The following is a 15,909-nucleotide window of genomic DNA, read 5'->3' as shown; positions in this document are numbered from 1 at the left end:
ACCTCTCACCCCTGCCCGGAGGACTGATGGAACCGATCGACAACCGCCCCGTCGCCACGCTGGAGATCATGCGCGAGGTCATCAAGGCGTCGCCGTTCAACTCGCTGCTCGGTGCCGAGATCCTGGAGTGCGGCAAGGGCATCGCCGAGCTGACGGTGCCGATCCGCCCGGAGCTGACCCAGCACCACGGGTTCGCGCACGGCGCGGTGGTGGGGTGCGTGGCCGACAACGCGTGCGCCTGGGCCGCGGCGTCGGTGGTCGGCGACGTGGTGACCTCCGAGTACAAGCTGCACCTGCTCGCCCCGGCCATCGGCGACCGGCTGATCGGGCGCGGCCGGGTGATCAAGGCGTCGTCCCGGCTGGTGATCGCCGCCGCCGACGTGTACGCGGTCAAGGACGACAAGGAACGCCACGTCGCGACGATGCTCGCCACGATCATGCCGGTGGGCAAGCCTTCCCGGCCCGCGCAGGAGTGAGCCCGGCGGTACGCGTCGCGAGCCTGCGAGCTGAGGTCTCGGCGCTCCCATGCACCCGCTTGCTCGTCTGGGGATCGAGCTCTTCCCAGACGAGCAAGCCGTGGCGATCGCTCACTGCGGACCGGCGTCGCCGCTGTCGAAGTCGGCGCCGCGGGAGAGCGGCTCGGACGCGCGGATGTCGGCCAGGGTCCGGTTGAGCGCGCCGACGACGGCGTCGAACCCGGCACCGCCGAGCACGAGCCGATGCGGCGGCTGCTCCTGGGCCATGGCGGCGATGACGGCGCGGGCACCGCGGTGTGGGTCCCCAGGCTGCCTGCCGTCCTGGTCGACCATCGCGGCCCGCACGCGGTCCAGCAACGGCCGGTAGTCGGTGATGGTCTCGGTGACGGGCTCGTCCGCGAAGCCGGCGTACGCGCGGGTGCGGAACGCTCCCGGCTCGACCGCCATGACCCGGATGCCCAGCGGCTCCACCTCGGTGCGGAGGACCTCGGTCACGGCTTCGAGCGCGAACTTGGTGGCGCTGTAGTGGCCGAAGCCGGTCACGCCGACCAGACCGGCGACCGAGGACATGTTGACGATCCAGCCGCTGCCCCTGGCGCGCATGCCGGGCAGCACGGCCCGGATGACCGCGAGCACCGCGAAGAAGTTCACCTCGAACTGCCGGCGCACCGCGTCGTCGGCCATGCCCTCGATCGACCCGTACCAGCCGCGGCCCGCGTTGTTGACGAGCACGTCGATGCCGCCGAAGTGCTCCTCGGCGGCCCGCACCGCCTGCCGGACCTGCTCGTCGTCGGTGACGTCCAGGGGCAGCACCAGTGCCCGTCCCTCCTGGAGGCTCTCCCATTCCCGCAGTTGCTCGGTCCGCCGTGCGGTCAGCACCACGCGGTCGCCGCTGTCGAGTGCGGCCTCGGCGTATGCCAAGCCGAACCCTCCCGGCGTCCCACCGGTGATGAACCAGGTCCTCATAGTCATCCACCAACTTAGGAAGGTATAAAAGTTGCGTAATGGACATCAGTCGGCGGTGTTCATAATTCCAGGGTCGCGTCTCTCCCGGGAGCGGGTCGGCATAAACCTCGCCGGTGTCCGCCGCACCCCGTGATCCGGGTGACGGCAGGAGCCGCAGCACGGCCGGTTGTCCCGAGCCCTTACTCGTCTGGGGATGTGTCCACCTCCCCAGACGAGTAAGCCGTGACGCGTTGCGCCTGTGGAGTCGATGTCAGGCGTAGAGGTCGATCCGGCCGAAGTTGATCGGGCGGTCCGCCATGCTGTGCCAGGTGGACTCGTCGGAGCTCCAGCGGTGCGCGATGATCGCGCCGTCGGCACGGCTGGTGCGGATGAACATCCAGCCCATGCCGGCCCCGTCGGCCTCGGTCCAGGTGCCCGACTGCGGGTCGAGGTAGAACCGGGTGTCGGGGAACGGGTGGCCGGCGGCCGGGTCGCCGTGCGGGGACGACGAGCTGTCCATGACCCGGATCGCCCACTCGCGGTGCGCCGGGTTGCTGTCGTCCACCAGGTGGCTGCCGGTGCCGATGATCGCCATGTGCCCGCTGCCGGACGACGTGTCGTCGTCGTACCTGATGGCCATGATGTCCCCGGCCTCCAGGTTGAAGTACGGGAAGACGTGCAGCCGGAACCCGCGGACGTCGGGGATGTCGTCGGTGCGGGCGATGTCGGCGGCGAAGGCGTCGTGGAACTCGGCGCTGTCGGGGAAGTCGTCGCCGAACTCCGCGGTGAACCAGTCACCGGTCGCCCAGCTGAAGCGGTGGCTCATCAGCCGGCGGACGAACGTGGCGCACTGGCTGACGTTGCGGTACGTGGTCGGCTGGCCCGGCGTGCCGAACGTGATCCGGCTCGGCGTGCCGTACGAGTTGTAGGCGCGCTCGGCCGGCCAGCCGATGCCGTCGAGGTTGGTGATCAGCTCGGTCGCGGCCGACGCGAGCCGGCTGCCCTGGACAGAGTCGACCTGTGGGTCGGCCGCCGCCGGGGTCAGGTTGAGCGCGAGCGCCGCGACGACGGCGGTCGCCGTGGTCACCAAGCGCCTCAGGGTGTTCCGCACTTTCGTGGTCCTTCACTGTCGCCCATTCGGGAGCGCCGCGGTGGCGCATGAACGGGATTCTGGAAGGCGTGCGGCATTGATTGCGCGCGATTATTCGCGAAGCCCGGGAGCGCCGTCGAATGACGGATGTCGTACAGCATCGCTGCTGGACAGGGGCATCGTCGAAGGGGCGTGAAGCGTGTCACGGTTCTTCTGTGCACTAATACCATTCGACGCGCGGGCGGGCTGCGGGCGCTGTCGTCGAGCCGACATTCGCGCATCGGCCCCCGGTTATCCGCTTGCGCCGCCGGGCCGGAGGTGGGCGGCCACCTCCGGCCCGGTGACGGTCAGGCAGCGGTGGTCTTGCGGCCCGCGGTGCGGATCCAGCCGTACGCGGTGTGCCGGGGCACGCCGTAGTGGTCGGCGATGACGCTGGCGCTGCTGCCGGCCTGCCGCATCACCTGCGCGAAGTCGTCGGGCAGCTTGCGGTAGGTCCGGCTCGGGCCTGACGCGGCACCGTTCGCGTCGGCCGGGGCCGGGTCCGCCGCCTTAGTGCGCGGGGTGGCCTGCGCCGGTGCCTCGTCCGCGCGGATCGCCTTGCGCGGTGACGCCTTCGCCGCAGCGGCCTTCGCGGTGCCGGCCTTCGTCGCAGCGGCCAGCGCGGCGTCGGCCTTAGCCCGGCCGGCCTGCGCCGATCCGTTCCGCTTGCCGGTGCCGGGCGTGTCCGGCAGCGCGTCGGCGGCCGGTGCCTTGGCCGGCCGCCTGCCGGCGGTGGCGCTCTTGCCGGGCGCGTCGGCGGCCGCCGCCTTGGCGCGCTTGCGTGGGGACGGGCTCGCCGCCGCGACGGGTTCCGCCGCGGGCGCCTGCATGTCCAGCTCGCCGGGTGCAGGCGTCGCGAACGGCCGCCTCCGCGTGCGGCCCGACCGCGCGGCCGCGACGGGCTCGGCCGCCGGTGCCGGGGCCTGCGGAGCCACCTTGGCGGCCGCTGCAGCGGGCGCGGCGGTCGCCGGGGCCGTGGTCGCGGCGATCACGGCCTGCACCAGCTGGTTCAGGTTGAGCACGGGCAGCTCGCCGGGGAGCAGGCCGCCGCCGGTGCCGGGCTGCAGGCGCAGTTCGCGTACCGAGGCCGCGCCGTTGTCGAGGTCGAGGCGGATGGTGGTGACGGCGAGCGACGGGTCGTCGGGCGTGATGGTGACGGTGTACGAAGTCATTGGTGCGGCCTCCATGCCTGACGCCGCGGTGTTGCCAACCCGCCGTGTGCGTCGGTCCAGCCAGAAGATTGTCCGCGCCAAGTTACTACTCAGGAACGTTCCGGCCAAATGCGGGTTGCGGCGGGACCTTCCGGCGCCCCTGAGGCGACCACTCCGGGCCGGTACAGCCGGACGCGGGGCGGGTCGTCGACCCGCCCCGCGTGGCATCGCGGTCAGACCAGTGCGGGCTCCCGCTCGGGGGCCGGGGTGACCGGCACCTGCTGCTCCGGCGCGGCGGGCTCGTGCCTGCGGGCGTGGCGCGGCAGCAGGAACGCCAGTCCGAACGCGACCGCGGTCAGCGCGATCGTCACCAGCGTCACGCGCTCGGAGGCCACCAGGAACCCGGCCGCCTGGCCGCTCACGCCGGCCGCCGCGAAGAACACCGTGCCCAGCGCGGCGACCCCGAGCGAGGCACCCAGCTGCTGGATCGACTCCAGGATCCCCGAGGCCGAGCCGACCTCGTGGTCGGCGATCTCGCCCATGATCACGTCGAACAGCGGCACGAAGATCATGCCCATGCCGAGGCCGTACACCAGCAGCGGCAGCGCCAGCGACCAGCCGCCGATGCCCAGACCGTGCTGGGTGAACATGGCGTAGAGCAGGACCAGCCCGGCGGTCATCAGGGCCAGGCCGAGGTGCAGGATGCGGCGGCCCAGTTTGGCCATGGCACCGGCGCTGAAGCCGGAGCCGAGGAACGCGCCGATCGCCCACGCGGACATGCTCACGCTGGCCTTCACTGGGCTGTGCCCCAGGCCCAGCTGCAGGAACAGCCCGACCGCGAGCGAGAAGCCGACGATGGCGCCGAAGAACACCAGCACGAACAGCGCACCCGAGGTGTACGAGCGCTTGCTGAACACGCTCAGCTCGACCAGCGGCGTGCGCCCGGTGCTGCTGCGGCGCCGCTGGTGGACGGTGAACAGCCCGAGCACCACCACCGACGCGGCCAGCATGGCCCAGGTCCAGGCGGGCCAGCCCAGCTCGCGGCCCTGCATCAGCGGGAACACCAGCAGGAACACGCCCACGGCGGCGAGCACCGCGCCGGTCGTGTCCAGCCGCCGGGCGCGGACCGCGCCGAGCCCCGCGGGAAGCGTACGCAGGCCCGCGATCAGCGCGAACGCACCGAGCGGCAGGTTGATGGCGAACACCATGCGCCAGCCGGTGCCGAACAGGTCGGCGTCGACGAGGATGCCGGACACGACCGGGCCGAGGATCGTGGACAGGCCGATCGCCGGGCCGAACACCCCGAACGCCTTGCCGAAGTCGGCGGGGCCGAACAGGTCCCGGATCAGGCCGAAGCCCTGCGGGATCATGACGGCGCCGAACAGGCCCTGCACCACCCGCGCCACGATGAGCGACTCGGGCGACCAGGCCGCCGCGCACAGCGCCGAGGCGGCCAGGAAGCCGACGACGCCGACGAGCAGGACCCGGCGGCGGCCGAACATGTCGCCCAGCCGCCCGCCGACGAGCAGCCCCACGGTCAGCGCGAGGGTGTAGCCGGCGGCGATCCACTGCAGGTCGACGTACGTGCCGTCCAGGTCGGCGAGGATCGCGGGGCCGGCGACGTTGACCACCGTCGAGTCGAGCAGGTTCATGAGGGTCGCGGCGAGGATCGCCATGAGGCCGAGCCAGCGGCGGCCGTTGCTGATGTTCTCCATGCCGATGACCCTGCCAGGGCATTAGGAACAGTACGTTCCTAATGCCCTGGCAGAATCGACGGCATGTTGGAGACCTCGGCCCGCCTGCTGAAACTGCTGTCCCTGCTGCAGACCCCGCGCGAGTGGTCGGGCACCGAACTCGCCGACCGGCTGGCGGTGAGCACCCGCACCGTGCGCAACGACGTCGACCGGCTGCGCAACCTCGGCTACCCCGTGCACGCCACGCGCGGGGCGATCGGCGGCTACCGCCTCGGCGCGGGCGCGAACCTGCCGCCGCTGCTGCTCGACGACGAGGAGGCCGTGGCGGTCGCGGTGGGGCTGCGCTCGGCCGCCGCCGGTTCGATCGCCGGGGTGGAGGACACCTCGCTGCGGGCACTGGCCAAGGTGGAGCAGGTGCTGCCGGTGCGGCTGCGCCGCCGGGTGAACGCGCTGCAGACGTACACCGTGGCCGTGCCGGCGCGGCGGCGCGGACCGGAGGTCGATCCGCAGGTGCTGACGGCCCTGGCGGCCGCGTGCCGCGACCACGAGCGCGTGCGGTTCGACTACCGCGCCCACGACGGCACCGCGACCCGCCGCGAGGCCGAGCCGTACCGGCTGGTCAACTGGGGTCGCAAGTGGTACCTGGTCGCCTACGACGTGCAGCGCGGCGACTGGCGCACGTTCCGCGTCGACCGGATCGAGCCGCGCACGCCGGGCGGGCCACGGTTCGCCCCGCGCCCGCTGCCCGCGGAGGACCTGGCGACGTACGTCTCCCGCGGGGTGTCCACCGCGATGTGGCACTACCGGGCGCGGATCGTCGTGCACGCGCCCGCCGAGGTCATCGCCGAGCGGTTGCCCGCGACCGCCGGCTCGGTGGAGGTGATCGACGAGCAGACGTGCGCGGTCACCACCGGCTCGGACACCCCGGAGAGCCTGGCGATGTGGATCGGCCTGCTCGACGCCGACTTCACCGTCCAGGACGCCCCGGAGCTGTCCGCCGCGCTGCATCGCCTCGCCGACCGCTACCGGCGCGCGGCGGGCTGATCTCCCCGGTTCGGCGGTTCCGGGATCAGAGCCGCAGCTCGCGGCCCGGCCAGCGGGAGCGCAGCCAGCGGTCGTGGCTGGCGACCACGATCGCGCCGGGGCCGGTGCCCAGCGCGTCCTCCAGCTCGTCGGCGAGCCGGGGCGACAGGTGGTTGGTCGGCTCGTCGAGCAGCAGCAGCTCGGGTGGGTTCGCCACCAGCAGCGCCAGGGCGAGCCGGCGGCGCTGCCCGACCGACAGGTCCCCGACGGGCGTGCCGAGATCGCGCGGGGCGAGCAGGCCGAGCGAGCCCAGCGGCACGGTCTCGGCCCGTTCGGGACCGAGCGCCAGCTCGTAGGTGTCGCGCACCGTCCGGTCCGGCCGGTCGAACACCGTATCCTGGGCCAGCAGCCCGACCGTCAGACCGCGGCGCCGCCGCACCTCGCCGGTCGTGTCCAGCCGTCCGGCGAGGACCGCGAGCAGCGTGGACTTGCCCGCGCCGTTCGCGCCGGTGACCAGGATCCGGTCGGTGGCGGACACGTCGAGCCGGTCGAGGGAAAGCCGTCCGGGCACCCGGACGTCACGCAGCGACAGCAGCGTGCCGTCGGCCGCGTCGGCGGCCAGCGGGGCCCGGAAGCGCAGCGGCTGCGGCGGCCGGCGGACCTGGTCGCGTTCGAGCTCGTCGAGGCGGCGTGAGGCGTGGCGTACCCGGCGCGAGATCTGGTTCTGCACCCGGCCGCTGGTGTGGCCGTAGTTCATCTTCTCGTTGTCGCGGCGGGCGCGGCCCGGCGCGACCTGGTGCGCGGTGACCGAGACGGCGCGGCGCAGCTCGGCCAGCTCCTCCTGCTCCTCCTCGAAGCGCCGCTGCCAGCGCTCCCGTTCGGCGCGCTGCTCGGCGAGGTACGCCGTGTAGTTGCCGCCGAATCGGATCGGACCGTCCACCGCCGGGTCGAGGTCGACCAGGTCGGTGCAGACGGCGTCGAGGAACGCGCGGTCGTGGCTGGCCACCACGACGACGCCGGGCATACCGCGCAGCTGCTCCTCCAGGAATGACGCGGCGGCGTCGTCGAGGTGGTTGGTGGGCTCGTCGAGCAGCAGCGCGGCGGGTCGCCGCACCAGCAGCGCGGCGAGCGCGAGCCGCCCGCGCTGCCCGCCGGACAGCGAGCCCAGGGTGCGCCCGCGCGGCACCTCGCCGAGGCCGAGCCCGGTCAGGACCAGGTCGGCCCGCCGGTCGGCGTCCCAGGCCTCGTGCTCCTGCGCGCGGTCGAGGCGCTCGCCGTACGCGGCGAGCAGGTCGTGGTAGCCGGGGGAGTCCGGGTCGGCGTCGGCGATCGCGCGGGTGAGCCGGTCGAGTTCGGCGAGGTCATGGCGGGCCTCGCGGAGCGCGTCGTCGAGCACGTCGGCGAGCGTCGACGTGCTGTCGTACGGCATCTCCTGGTGCAGGAAGCCGAGGTCGGCGGGCCGGGTGACGGTGCCGGAGTCGGGTTCGTCGGCACCGGCGAGCAGCCGCAGCAGCGTCGACTTGCCGGCGCCGTTCTCGCCGATCAGGCCGATGCGGCGGCCGGGCGCGGCGGTGAGGGACACGCCGTCGAGCACGCGGCGTTCGCCGTGCGTGCGGACGAGGTCATGGGCGAGCAGGGGGGACTGATACATGGGACACCACCGACGGGTAGCTTCGACCGCCCGCCGGGCAGTGCCTCGGGCGCGGGCGCGGGAAGGTGTCAGTGGCTCACATCGCCGACCAAGGTACGCCCGACCGCCCGCGACCTGCAAACGGAATACGGGATTCACACCGGGCCCGCGCCGCGTCCTAGGGTCGTCGGGAATGTCGAGCGAGGAGCGGATGGTGCCCGGTTACCTGTACGTCGACCACACGGATCCCGAGCACCCGCGGGCGGTGGCCGGGGGCCGGGTGACGTTGCCCGCGCCGCGCCCGCCGTGGCTGCTGGTGCACCGCTCCCTCGATCAGATGCTGGTCACCCGGTGGCCGGTGCGCCTGTTCCGGGTGGCGGAGGTCCCACCGGCGACGGAGCGGGAGCGCGCCGTCCTTGCCGACGCCGTGGCGGAGTTGCTGCCCATCGCGGGGTTCACCCGCGCCGCCTGCGTCGACGTGCTGGAGGAGCTGTCCCCGGCACTGCTGTTCGGGCCGTACGGTGCCGCGGTGGCCCGTGTCCTGGACGCCGGGTGCGCCCTCGACGAGCAGACCGCGCACCGGCTCGCCCAGGCCCGGCATCGCAACGCCGAGCAGGCCTACCGTGCCGCGTGGCGGCGCTGGCTGGACGGCCCGCGGGTGAGCGGCGCGTCGTCGCCGGTCGGCTCCGGGTTCGCGCTGCTGCACCGCGTGGTGGGCGACAGCGCCCGGCTGCGCGGCCGACCCGGCGCGTGGGTGGTCGACGGCGACGGCGAGGACGTGGTGGCCGAGCCGTGGCGTGCGGCGTTCTCCGCCCTGCTGGAGGCGGCGATGGCGTACGGCGCACCGGACCTGTCGGACGGTGCCGCCGGGGTGGCGATGTCCACCGCCTGGCACGCGGTGTACGGCCCGATGCCCTGACTAGCGCGGTGCAGGCAGGCCGCGCACCGGTGCGCGGGCGTCAGGCGCCGAGGTCGTCGACCGTGGTCGTCTGCTCGAACGGCAGCCGCGGAGTGCGGCCCGGCAGCGCGTGCTCGGGGTCGGCCACGCCCAGCCGCAGCACGACGTACGCGTGGCCGAGCTGGGACAGGATCCGGCGCATCATGGCGCGGGTGCCGTCGATCTCGACGACCTGGCTGTACGGCAGGACCGCGAGCCCCTGCACGGTCGCGTGCAGCCACACCGCGGACAGCGCCTGCCCGGCGCGCAGCCAGGCGGCCCGGTCGTCGTCGCCGCCGAACAGCACGACATAGGTGGACGCCTTGTCGTGGCCGCCGCCGACCTCGAGCGTGCCGCGGGTGCCGAAGTCGCGCTCGCCGACGTCGGTCTCGGGCCGCCGGTCGGGGATGACCTCCGGCGGCAGGCCCGCGCCGGCCGGGCGGTCGGGGCCGGTCCAGCGGGCGGTCTCGGCCTGCCAGGCGGGTTCGGCCGCGGCGGCGTCCTCGGCGTGGGACACCGCGACGACGAGGTCGGTGACCTGGTCCGGGTTGAGACGGTGCAGGTGCACGCCGTACGCGTCGGCGACCTGGCGCAGCTCCTCCACCTGCGCGGGGGTCACCGCGATGTCGACGGTGGGCCGGCGGTCGGTGTGGCGCAGCTCCGCCGCCTGCACCAGCCGCATCGCCTCGGGCGTCACCGGGACGTCGCCGGTGACGGTCAGCGTGGCGAGCAGGTCCGGATCGGCGGGGTCGGGCAGCGTGCGCACGTCGACGGCATGGCCGGCGGCCCGCAGCGCGATCTCGGCGTGGTGCAGGGCGGCACCGCAGCTGACCGTCAGCATCCGGCCGTCGGGGTCGGTGCCGGGCAGCGCACGGGAGCTGTCGGCCCGCAGGTCGAGGCGGTCGGGGTGCACTTCCCAGTGCCACGGCTGGGTGTTGTGGATCGAGGGCGCACGCCCGGCGGCCTCCGCGGCCTGCGCGTACGCTGCGGCCGGCGCCGGGTCGGCCGCGCCGTGGGATGTCGTCATCGGTGCCTCCGTGGGTGTCCGGTCCAGTGCACGCCCTGCGCCGTCCGGCCGCCAGGAGCGAAGTGCTCGCCGCGACCGGGACTTTCGACCTCCTAACCGAGAGATCAACCTGCGGGATGCGGGCGGGCGCGCGAGGAACCGGCAGGTCATCCGGGCGGCCTCGGCCCACCGGGCAGAGCGCCCCCGGCCCCTTAACCGGACGACAGGGCCTTGCCGAACCCGGGCGGGCATCAACAGCCCAAACGGACGGGTCGGTGACGCTTCATCTATCGCCGTGTGGTTGGTGCTGCCGTCCGGAGGGGCGGCCGCTGGCGGGCGGCCGATCACCGACAGTACCGCTATGGTTGCCGTATGCGCAGATCGGCGCAGTCCCGCGAGCGGCGGCACCCGTCCCCGGTGCCAGGAAGGCGGGGGAGCACGGACTCCGCTCCTCGATGACGATGGACCTCAGGCGCTACTTCACGCGGCCGTCGCGGCCGCCGGGATCGCGGCCGCTGCCCGCTCGGGAGCGGCTCGCCCGCGTGGGTCCCCGGCTGGCCATCATGATCATCGCGCTCGCCGCGCTCCTCCCGCTGCTGGGTCTGGTGGCCGAGCGGGAGCAGCGCCTGGCCGGGGCGCGGGAGGCGCAGTCCGAGGCGCGGCGCCTGGCGCAGCTGATCGCGTACGACATCGGCAGCGGGCTGTCGGGAGAGCAGCCGCTGGACCGGGCGCAGCTGCAGGGCTACCTCGACGACCTGCGGCGCCAGGTGCAGGGCGACGTCGAGGTCGTCGACCTGCGGCGCAACGTGCTGGCCGACACGCTGCCCGAGGGCCGCGCGACGCTGCTGGGCGCCGACGCGGGCGGCCAGGTGGCGGCCACCATCCGCGACGGGCTGCCGCGCCTCATCGACCGGGACGGCGCGTCCTCGGCGATGAAGATCGTCGTCGTGCCGATCCGCACCGAGGGCGAGGGCATCGTGGGCGCCGTGCTGATGGACTACAGCGTGCTCGCCGGCGACCTGGTCGACGCGGGCGCGAAGGCCCGGCGGGCGACCCTCACGGCGGCGCTGGCAGCCATGGCGGTGGCGCTCGCCCTGGGCTACCTGCTGTCGCGGGGCCTGGTGCACGACCTGCGCCGGCTGACTCAGGTCGCGCACCGCTACGCCGAGGGCGACTACGAGGCACGCGCGCAGGTGTCGTCCCGGGGCGAGATACGCGAGCTGGCCGAGGCGTTCAACGCGATGGCGGCCCGCATCGCCGAGCGCAAGGCGGTGCTGACCGACCTGGCGACGACCGACCCGCTGACCGGGCTGCACAACCGCCGCCTGTTCCGCACGAGCCTGGCCCGCGGCATCACCCGCGCGGAGCGCCGTGGCACGCCGTTCTCGCTGATCATCCTGGACCTCGACCACTTCAAGTCGATCAACGACCGGTACGGCCATCTGGCCGGTGACGCGGTGCTGCGCCAGGTGGGGGAGCTGCTGCAGCGGGAGCTGCGAGCCGACGACGTCGCCGCGCGGCTGGGCGGCGAGGAGTTCGGCGTCGTGCTGCCCGACGCGGGCCGGGACGCGGCCGTGGTGATCGCCGAACGGCTGCGCGCGGTGATCGCCCGCTCGGAGACCGTCTACCAGGAGCACCGGCTGACCGTGACGGCGAGCTTCGGGGTCGTCTGCTATCCCGAGCACGGCCAGTCGGCGGGGGAGCTGGCCGAGCGCGCCGACCACGCGCTGTACGCCGCGAAGCGGGCCGGACGCGACCGCGTGCACGTCCCGCCGGCCGGGCATCCGTCGCCCGGCCCGCCCCCGGGTGAGGTGTCAACGCGCTGATCCGCGGGTAAGACCGGGGCCTGAGCGCCTCTCGTATCGGGACGGACAGGGGTGGGTGCTGCCGGAAGGTTCGACGTCGACGCGGTCGTGGTGGGCACCGGACCCAACGGCCTCGCCGCCGCGGTGACGCTGGCCGAGGCCGGGCTGAGCGTCGTCGCGTACGAGGCGGGCGACACCGTCGGCGGCGGCGCCCGCACCGAGCAGCTCACCCTGCCGGGCTTCTGGCACGACCCCTGCTCGGCGGTGCACCCGCTCGGCGCCGGCTCGCCGGTGTTCCGGGCGTGGCCCCTGGCCCGGCACGGCCTGCACTGGCTGCACCCGGAGGTGGCGCTGGCGCACCCGTTCCCCGACGGCACCGCCGCCACGCTGACCCGCTCGGTCGCGCAGACGGCGGCCTCGCTGGGTGTGGACGCTGCCGCGTACCGCCGCCTGGTCGGGCCGTTTCTGGGCCGCTGGGACGAGCTGGCGGTCGACGTGCTGCGCCCGCCGCTGGGCGTGCCGCCCCGCCACCCGCTGCTGCTGGCCCGCTTCGGCCTGCCCTCGGCGGCCCCGGCGGCGCTGATGGCCCGCCGGTTCGCCGGCCGGCACGCGCGGGGGCTGCTGGCCGGGCTCGCCGGGCACGTCAGCGCCCCGCTGAGCACGCTGGGCACCGGCGGCGTCGCGCTGATGTTCGCGCTGGCCGCGCACGCCGTCGGCTGGCCCGTGCCGCGCGGCGGGTCGCAGCAGATCTCCGACGCGCTCGCGGCGTACCTGTGCGAGCTCGGCGGGAAGGTGGTGACCGGGCATCCCGTGGGCAGCCTGGACGAGCTGCCCCGGGCCCGCGCCTACCTGCTGGACGTGGTGCCCAGGCACCTGGCCGCGCTCGCCGGCGGGCGGCTGCCGGACACCTACCGCCGCCGCCTGCGCGGGCTGCGCCCGGGCCCGGCCGTGTTCAAGGTCGACTATGCGCTGTCCGGGCCGGTGCCGTGGACGGCGCCCGCGTGCCGGCAGGCGGGCACCGTGCACGTCGGACCGGCCATGGCCGACATCGACGCGTCGTTGCGGGCCGTGGGGCGCGGCGCGGCCGCCGGGGCGCCGTTTTTGATCACCGCGCAGCCGGGCGTGGTCGACCCCGGCCGCGCCCCGGCGGGCGGGCACGTGTTCTGGGCGTACGCGCACGTGCCCAACGGCTGGGAGGGCGACTACACGCCGGTGATCGAGGCCCAGGTGGAGCGGTTCGCGCCCGGCTTCGGCGACCTGGTGCTCGCCCGGTCGGTCGCCGGGCCCGCCGAGGTGCAGCGCCGCAGCCCGAACTACGTCGGCGGCGACATCGCGGGCGGCCGCTGCGACGGGCTGCACCTGCTGTTCCGGCCCACGTTCGCGCCGGTGCCGTACGCCACCCCGCACCCGGCGGTGTTCCTGTGCTCGTCCTCGACGCCGCCCGGTCCGGGTGTGCACGGCATGTGCGGCTACCACGCCGCGCGGGTCGCGCTGCGGCGCGTGTTCGGCATCCGGCAGCCCGCGCCCTGGGACGGCTGAGCGTGGACTGGTTCGCGCAGGACCTGTGGTGGGGCCGGGCGGTGTTCCAGCGCGGCCTCGCCGGACTCTACCTGGTGGCGTTCCTGTGTGCGGCGAACCAGTTCCGGGCGCTGCTCGGCGAGCACGGGCTGACCCCGGTGCCGCCGCTGCTGGCCCGCACGCCGTTCCGCCGGGCGCCCAGCATCTTCCACCTGCACTACTCCGACCGGTTCCTGGCGGTCGTGGCCTGGACCGGGGTGGGCGTGTCGGCGGCGCTGCTGGCCGGCGCGGGCGACCGGGTTCCGCTGTGGACGGCGACGGCGCTGTGGCTGCTGCTGTGGGCGCTCTACCTGTCGATCGTCAACGTGGGCCAGATCTGGTACGCCTTCGGCTGGGAGAGCCTGCTGGTGGAGGCCGGTTTCCTGGCGGTCTTCCTCGGCAACGCCGCGGTCGGGCCGCCGGTCGCGGTCATGTGGCTGCTGCGCTGGCTGCTGTTCCGGCTGGAGTTCGGCGCGGGGCTGATCAAGATGCGGGGCGACCGGTGCCGGCGCGACCTGACCTGCCTGTACTACCACCACGAGACCCAGCCGATGCCCGGCCCGCTCAGCCGCCTGTTCCACCTGCTGCCCCGCCCGCTGCACCGCGCCGAGGTGCTGGCCAACCACGTCACCCAGCTCGTGGTGCCGTTCGGGCTGTTCCTGCCGCAGCCGGTCGCGAGCGTCGCCGCCGGGACCATCCTGGTCACGCAGCTGTGGCTGGTGGCCTCGGGCAACTTCTCCTGGCTCAACTGGATGGCGATCATCCTGGCCGCCTCGGTGATCGACTATTCGCCGCTGCTGGGCGCCGGACCCGACGCCGGGCCGGGGCCGCTCTGGCACCGGGCGCTCGTGGTCGCCGCGGTGGCGCTGGTGCTGGTGCTCAGCTACCGCCCTGCCCGCAACCTGCTCTCCCGCGACCAGCTGATGAACTACAGCTTCAACTCGCTGCGCCTGGTCAACACGTACGGCGCCTTCGGCAGCGTCACCAAGGTGCGCCACGAGATCGTCATCGAGGGCACCCGTGAGCGCGTCCTCGGCCCGGACACGGTCTGGCACGAGTACGGCTTCCGGGGCAAGCCCGGCGACCCGCGCCGGCTGCCGCCCCAGGTCGCGCCCTACCACCTGCGCCTGGACTGGCTGATGTGGTTCGCCGCGATGTCCGCGCCGTACGCCCACCCGTGGCTGCTCACCCTGCTCGGCCGGCTGCTGGCCGGCGACCGGGCGGTGCTGCGGCTGCTGCGCCACAACCCGTTCCCCGACGCCCCGCCGGTGTACGTGCGCGCGCTGCGGTACCGCTACCGGTTCACCGACCGGGCGCAGCGGCGCGCGACCGGCGAGCGCTGGCGGCGCACGCTGATCGACGAGTACCTGCCGCCGGTCGCCCTGGAGCACGCGGTCGGGCGACCGCCCCGTGACGCCTAGGCGGCATGGTCAGCGGGCCGGGCCGGTGGAGGCGCGCACGACCAGCTCGGGTCGCACCAGCATGGAGTGCCCCACCGGGGCGTCGCCGGTGAGGCGTTCACGCAGCTGGGCGAAGGCTTCGGCGGCCATGTCGGCCAGCGGCTGGCGCACCGTGGTGAGGGCCGGGGACGCGAGGTCGGCCAGCACGATGTCGTCGAAGCCGACCACGGAGATGTCGCGCCCGACCTCCAGCCCGGCGTCGCGGATGCCGGCGCTGATGCCCAGGGCGCACATGTCGTTGATGGCCACGATCGCGGTGGGCCGCCGGTCGCCCGCGAGCAGGTCGCGCACGGCGGTGCGGCCGAGCCCGGCGACGTCGAGGTCGCCGTAGGGCTCCTCGGAGGCGCCCGACCACACGATGGCCTGCTGCGGGTCGAGTCCGGCGTCGCTGAGCGCGTCGGTGAAACCCCGGTAGCGCTCGCGGCGGTTGACGCTGCGCACCGAGCCGGAGACGAACGCGATGCGCTCGTGCCCGAGCTCGAGCAGGTGCCGGGTCGCCAGCTGGGAGCCGATGACGTTGTCGACACTGATGTTGACCAGCGACGGCGGGTCGCCGGCCTGCGCGGTGCGGTCGAACGCGACCAGGCTGAGACCCTGGTGCACCAGCGGCATGATGTGTTCCAGCGAGGGCAGCGAGGAGCAGAGCACGATGCCGCGGATGCCGTCGGACCACAGCTCCTCGACGTACTGGCGCTCGCGGGCGGGGTCGCGCTCGCTGTTGCACAGCAGCACGTGGTATCCCTCGGCCAGGGCGGCGCCCTCCAGGTGCCGGGCGAAGGTGCCCCAGAACGGGTTGGCGACCGACGGCACCACCAGGCCGATGACCTGGATGCGGCCGGTGCGCAGCTGGCGGGCCGCGCGGTTGGGGCGGTAGCCGAGCTGGGTGATCGCCTCTTCGACGCGCTTGCGGGTCTGCGGCAGCATGCGCCCGGGACGGCCGTTGAGCAGGTTCGAGACAGTGCTGGGGGATACGCCAGCGGCCTGGGCCACCTGGTAGATCGTCACACCGGACACGCGCTTCCTCCACATTGCTTGTCCTCGGGCCGCGGGCCCGGAGTGAACGTAGTGTACCGGCGCACTGCGGCAACACCAGATG

13 protein-coding genes are annotated in these 15,909 nt (G+C 74.0%); 6 read left to right on the top strand and 7 right to left on the bottom strand.

Going from position 1 to position 15,909, the window contains the following annotated elements; genetic code table 11:
• The first annotated feature begins 26 nt into the window (after positions 1-26).
• The gene (locus tag AB0J67_RS06160; protein WP_363476804.1) at positions 27-476 is read left to right on the top strand and encodes a PaaI family thioesterase; all 450 of its coding nucleotides are present in this window, start codon (positions 27-29) and stop codon (positions 474-476) included.
• A 111-nt stretch (positions 477-587) separates the two neighbouring features.
• Here the strand turns inward: AB0J67_RS06160 and AB0J67_RS06155 are convergent, their stop codons facing one another.
• From AB0J67_RS06155 to AB0J67_RS06140, 4 genes are all read right to left on the bottom strand, one after another.
• A complete protein-coding gene (locus AB0J67_RS06155; RefSeq protein ID WP_363476803.1) occupies positions 588-1,442 on the bottom strand; it encodes an oxidoreductase in 855 nt (284 codons plus the stop codon).
• Positions 1,443-1,692: 250 nt separating this feature from the next.
• On the bottom strand, positions 1,693-2,508 hold the full coding sequence (locus AB0J67_RS06150; RefSeq protein WP_363476801.1) for a hypothetical protein: 816 nt from the start codon (positions 2,506-2,508) through the stop codon (positions 1,693-1,695).
• A gap of 350 nt (positions 2,509-2,858) precedes the next feature.
• On the bottom strand, positions 2,859-3,722 hold the full coding sequence (locus tag AB0J67_RS06145) for a hypothetical protein (RefSeq protein ID WP_363476799.1): 864 nt from the start codon (positions 3,720-3,722) through the stop codon (positions 2,859-2,861).
• A 212-nt stretch (positions 3,723-3,934) separates the two neighbouring features.
• Complete coding sequence (locus AB0J67_RS06140) at positions 3,935-5,416, bottom strand: MFS transporter (RefSeq protein WP_363476797.1); 1,482 nt, start codon at positions 5,414-5,416, stop codon at positions 3,935-3,937.
• Between the two features lie 63 nt (positions 5,417-5,479).
• Between AB0J67_RS06140 and AB0J67_RS06135 the strand changes: the two genes are divergently transcribed.
• Positions 5,480-6,439 carry a YafY family protein gene (locus AB0J67_RS06135; RefSeq protein WP_363476795.1) on the top strand — a complete coding sequence of 320 codons (960 nt, stop codon included), beginning with the start codon at positions 5,480-5,482 and terminating at the stop codon, positions 6,437-6,439.
• A gap of 25 nt (positions 6,440-6,464) precedes the next feature.
• Here AB0J67_RS06135 and AB0J67_RS06130 read toward each other — a convergent pair whose 3' ends face one another.
• A complete protein-coding gene (locus tag AB0J67_RS06130) occupies positions 6,465-8,069 on the bottom strand; it encodes an ABC-F family ATP-binding cassette domain-containing protein (protein WP_363476794.1) in 1,605 nt (534 codons plus the stop codon).
• 172 nt (positions 8,070-8,241) lie between these two features.
• Between AB0J67_RS06130 and AB0J67_RS06125 the strand changes: the two genes are divergently transcribed.
• Positions 8,242-8,967, top strand: coding sequence for a hypothetical protein (locus AB0J67_RS06125; RefSeq protein WP_363476792.1), 726 nt, complete (start codon positions 8,242-8,244; stop codon positions 8,965-8,967).
• A gap of 40 nt (positions 8,968-9,007) precedes the next feature.
• On the opposite strand, the gene AB0J67_RS06120 is transcribed toward AB0J67_RS06125, so the two are convergent.
• Positions 9,008-10,012: a nitroreductase gene (locus tag AB0J67_RS06120; protein WP_363476790.1), complete on the bottom strand. Its 1,005-nt coding sequence runs from the start codon at positions 10,010-10,012 to the stop codon at positions 9,008-9,010.
• A 434-nt stretch (positions 10,013-10,446) separates the two neighbouring features.
• On the opposite strand from AB0J67_RS06120, the gene AB0J67_RS06115 reads away from it, so the two are divergent.
• From AB0J67_RS06115 to AB0J67_RS06105, 3 genes are read left to right on the top strand one after another with little or no spacing between them, the layout of a single operon-like run.
• A complete protein-coding gene (locus tag AB0J67_RS06115) occupies positions 10,447-11,817 on the top strand; it encodes a GGDEF domain-containing protein (RefSeq protein ID WP_363476788.1) in 1,371 nt (456 codons plus the stop codon).
• Between the two features lie 51 nt (positions 11,818-11,868).
• On the top strand, positions 11,869-13,335 hold the full coding sequence (locus tag AB0J67_RS06110) for an NAD(P)/FAD-dependent oxidoreductase (RefSeq protein WP_363476786.1): 1,467 nt from the start codon (positions 11,869-11,871) through the stop codon (positions 13,333-13,335).
• 2 nt (positions 13,336-13,337) lie between these two features.
• On the top strand, positions 13,338-14,774 hold the full coding sequence (locus tag AB0J67_RS06105; RefSeq protein WP_363476784.1) for a lipase maturation factor family protein: 1,437 nt from the start codon (positions 13,338-13,340) through the stop codon (positions 14,772-14,774).
• A 9-nt stretch (positions 14,775-14,783) separates the two neighbouring features.
• Here AB0J67_RS06105 and AB0J67_RS06100 read toward each other — a convergent pair whose 3' ends face one another.
• On the bottom strand, positions 14,784-15,827 hold the full coding sequence (locus tag AB0J67_RS06100; RefSeq protein WP_363476782.1) for a LacI family DNA-binding transcriptional regulator: 1,044 nt from the start codon (positions 15,825-15,827) through the stop codon (positions 14,784-14,786).
• Between the last annotated feature and the right edge of the window lie 82 nt (positions 15,828-15,909).

Source organism: Catellatospora sp. NPDC049609 (genome assembly GCF_040675365.1).
In the GTDB taxonomy this organism is placed as follows: Bacteria; Actinomycetota; Actinomycetes; order Mycobacteriales; family Micromonosporaceae; genus Catellatospora.
Note: the sequence above shows the minus strand (reverse complement) of the source record. Positions and strands in the feature narration are given on the sequence as shown.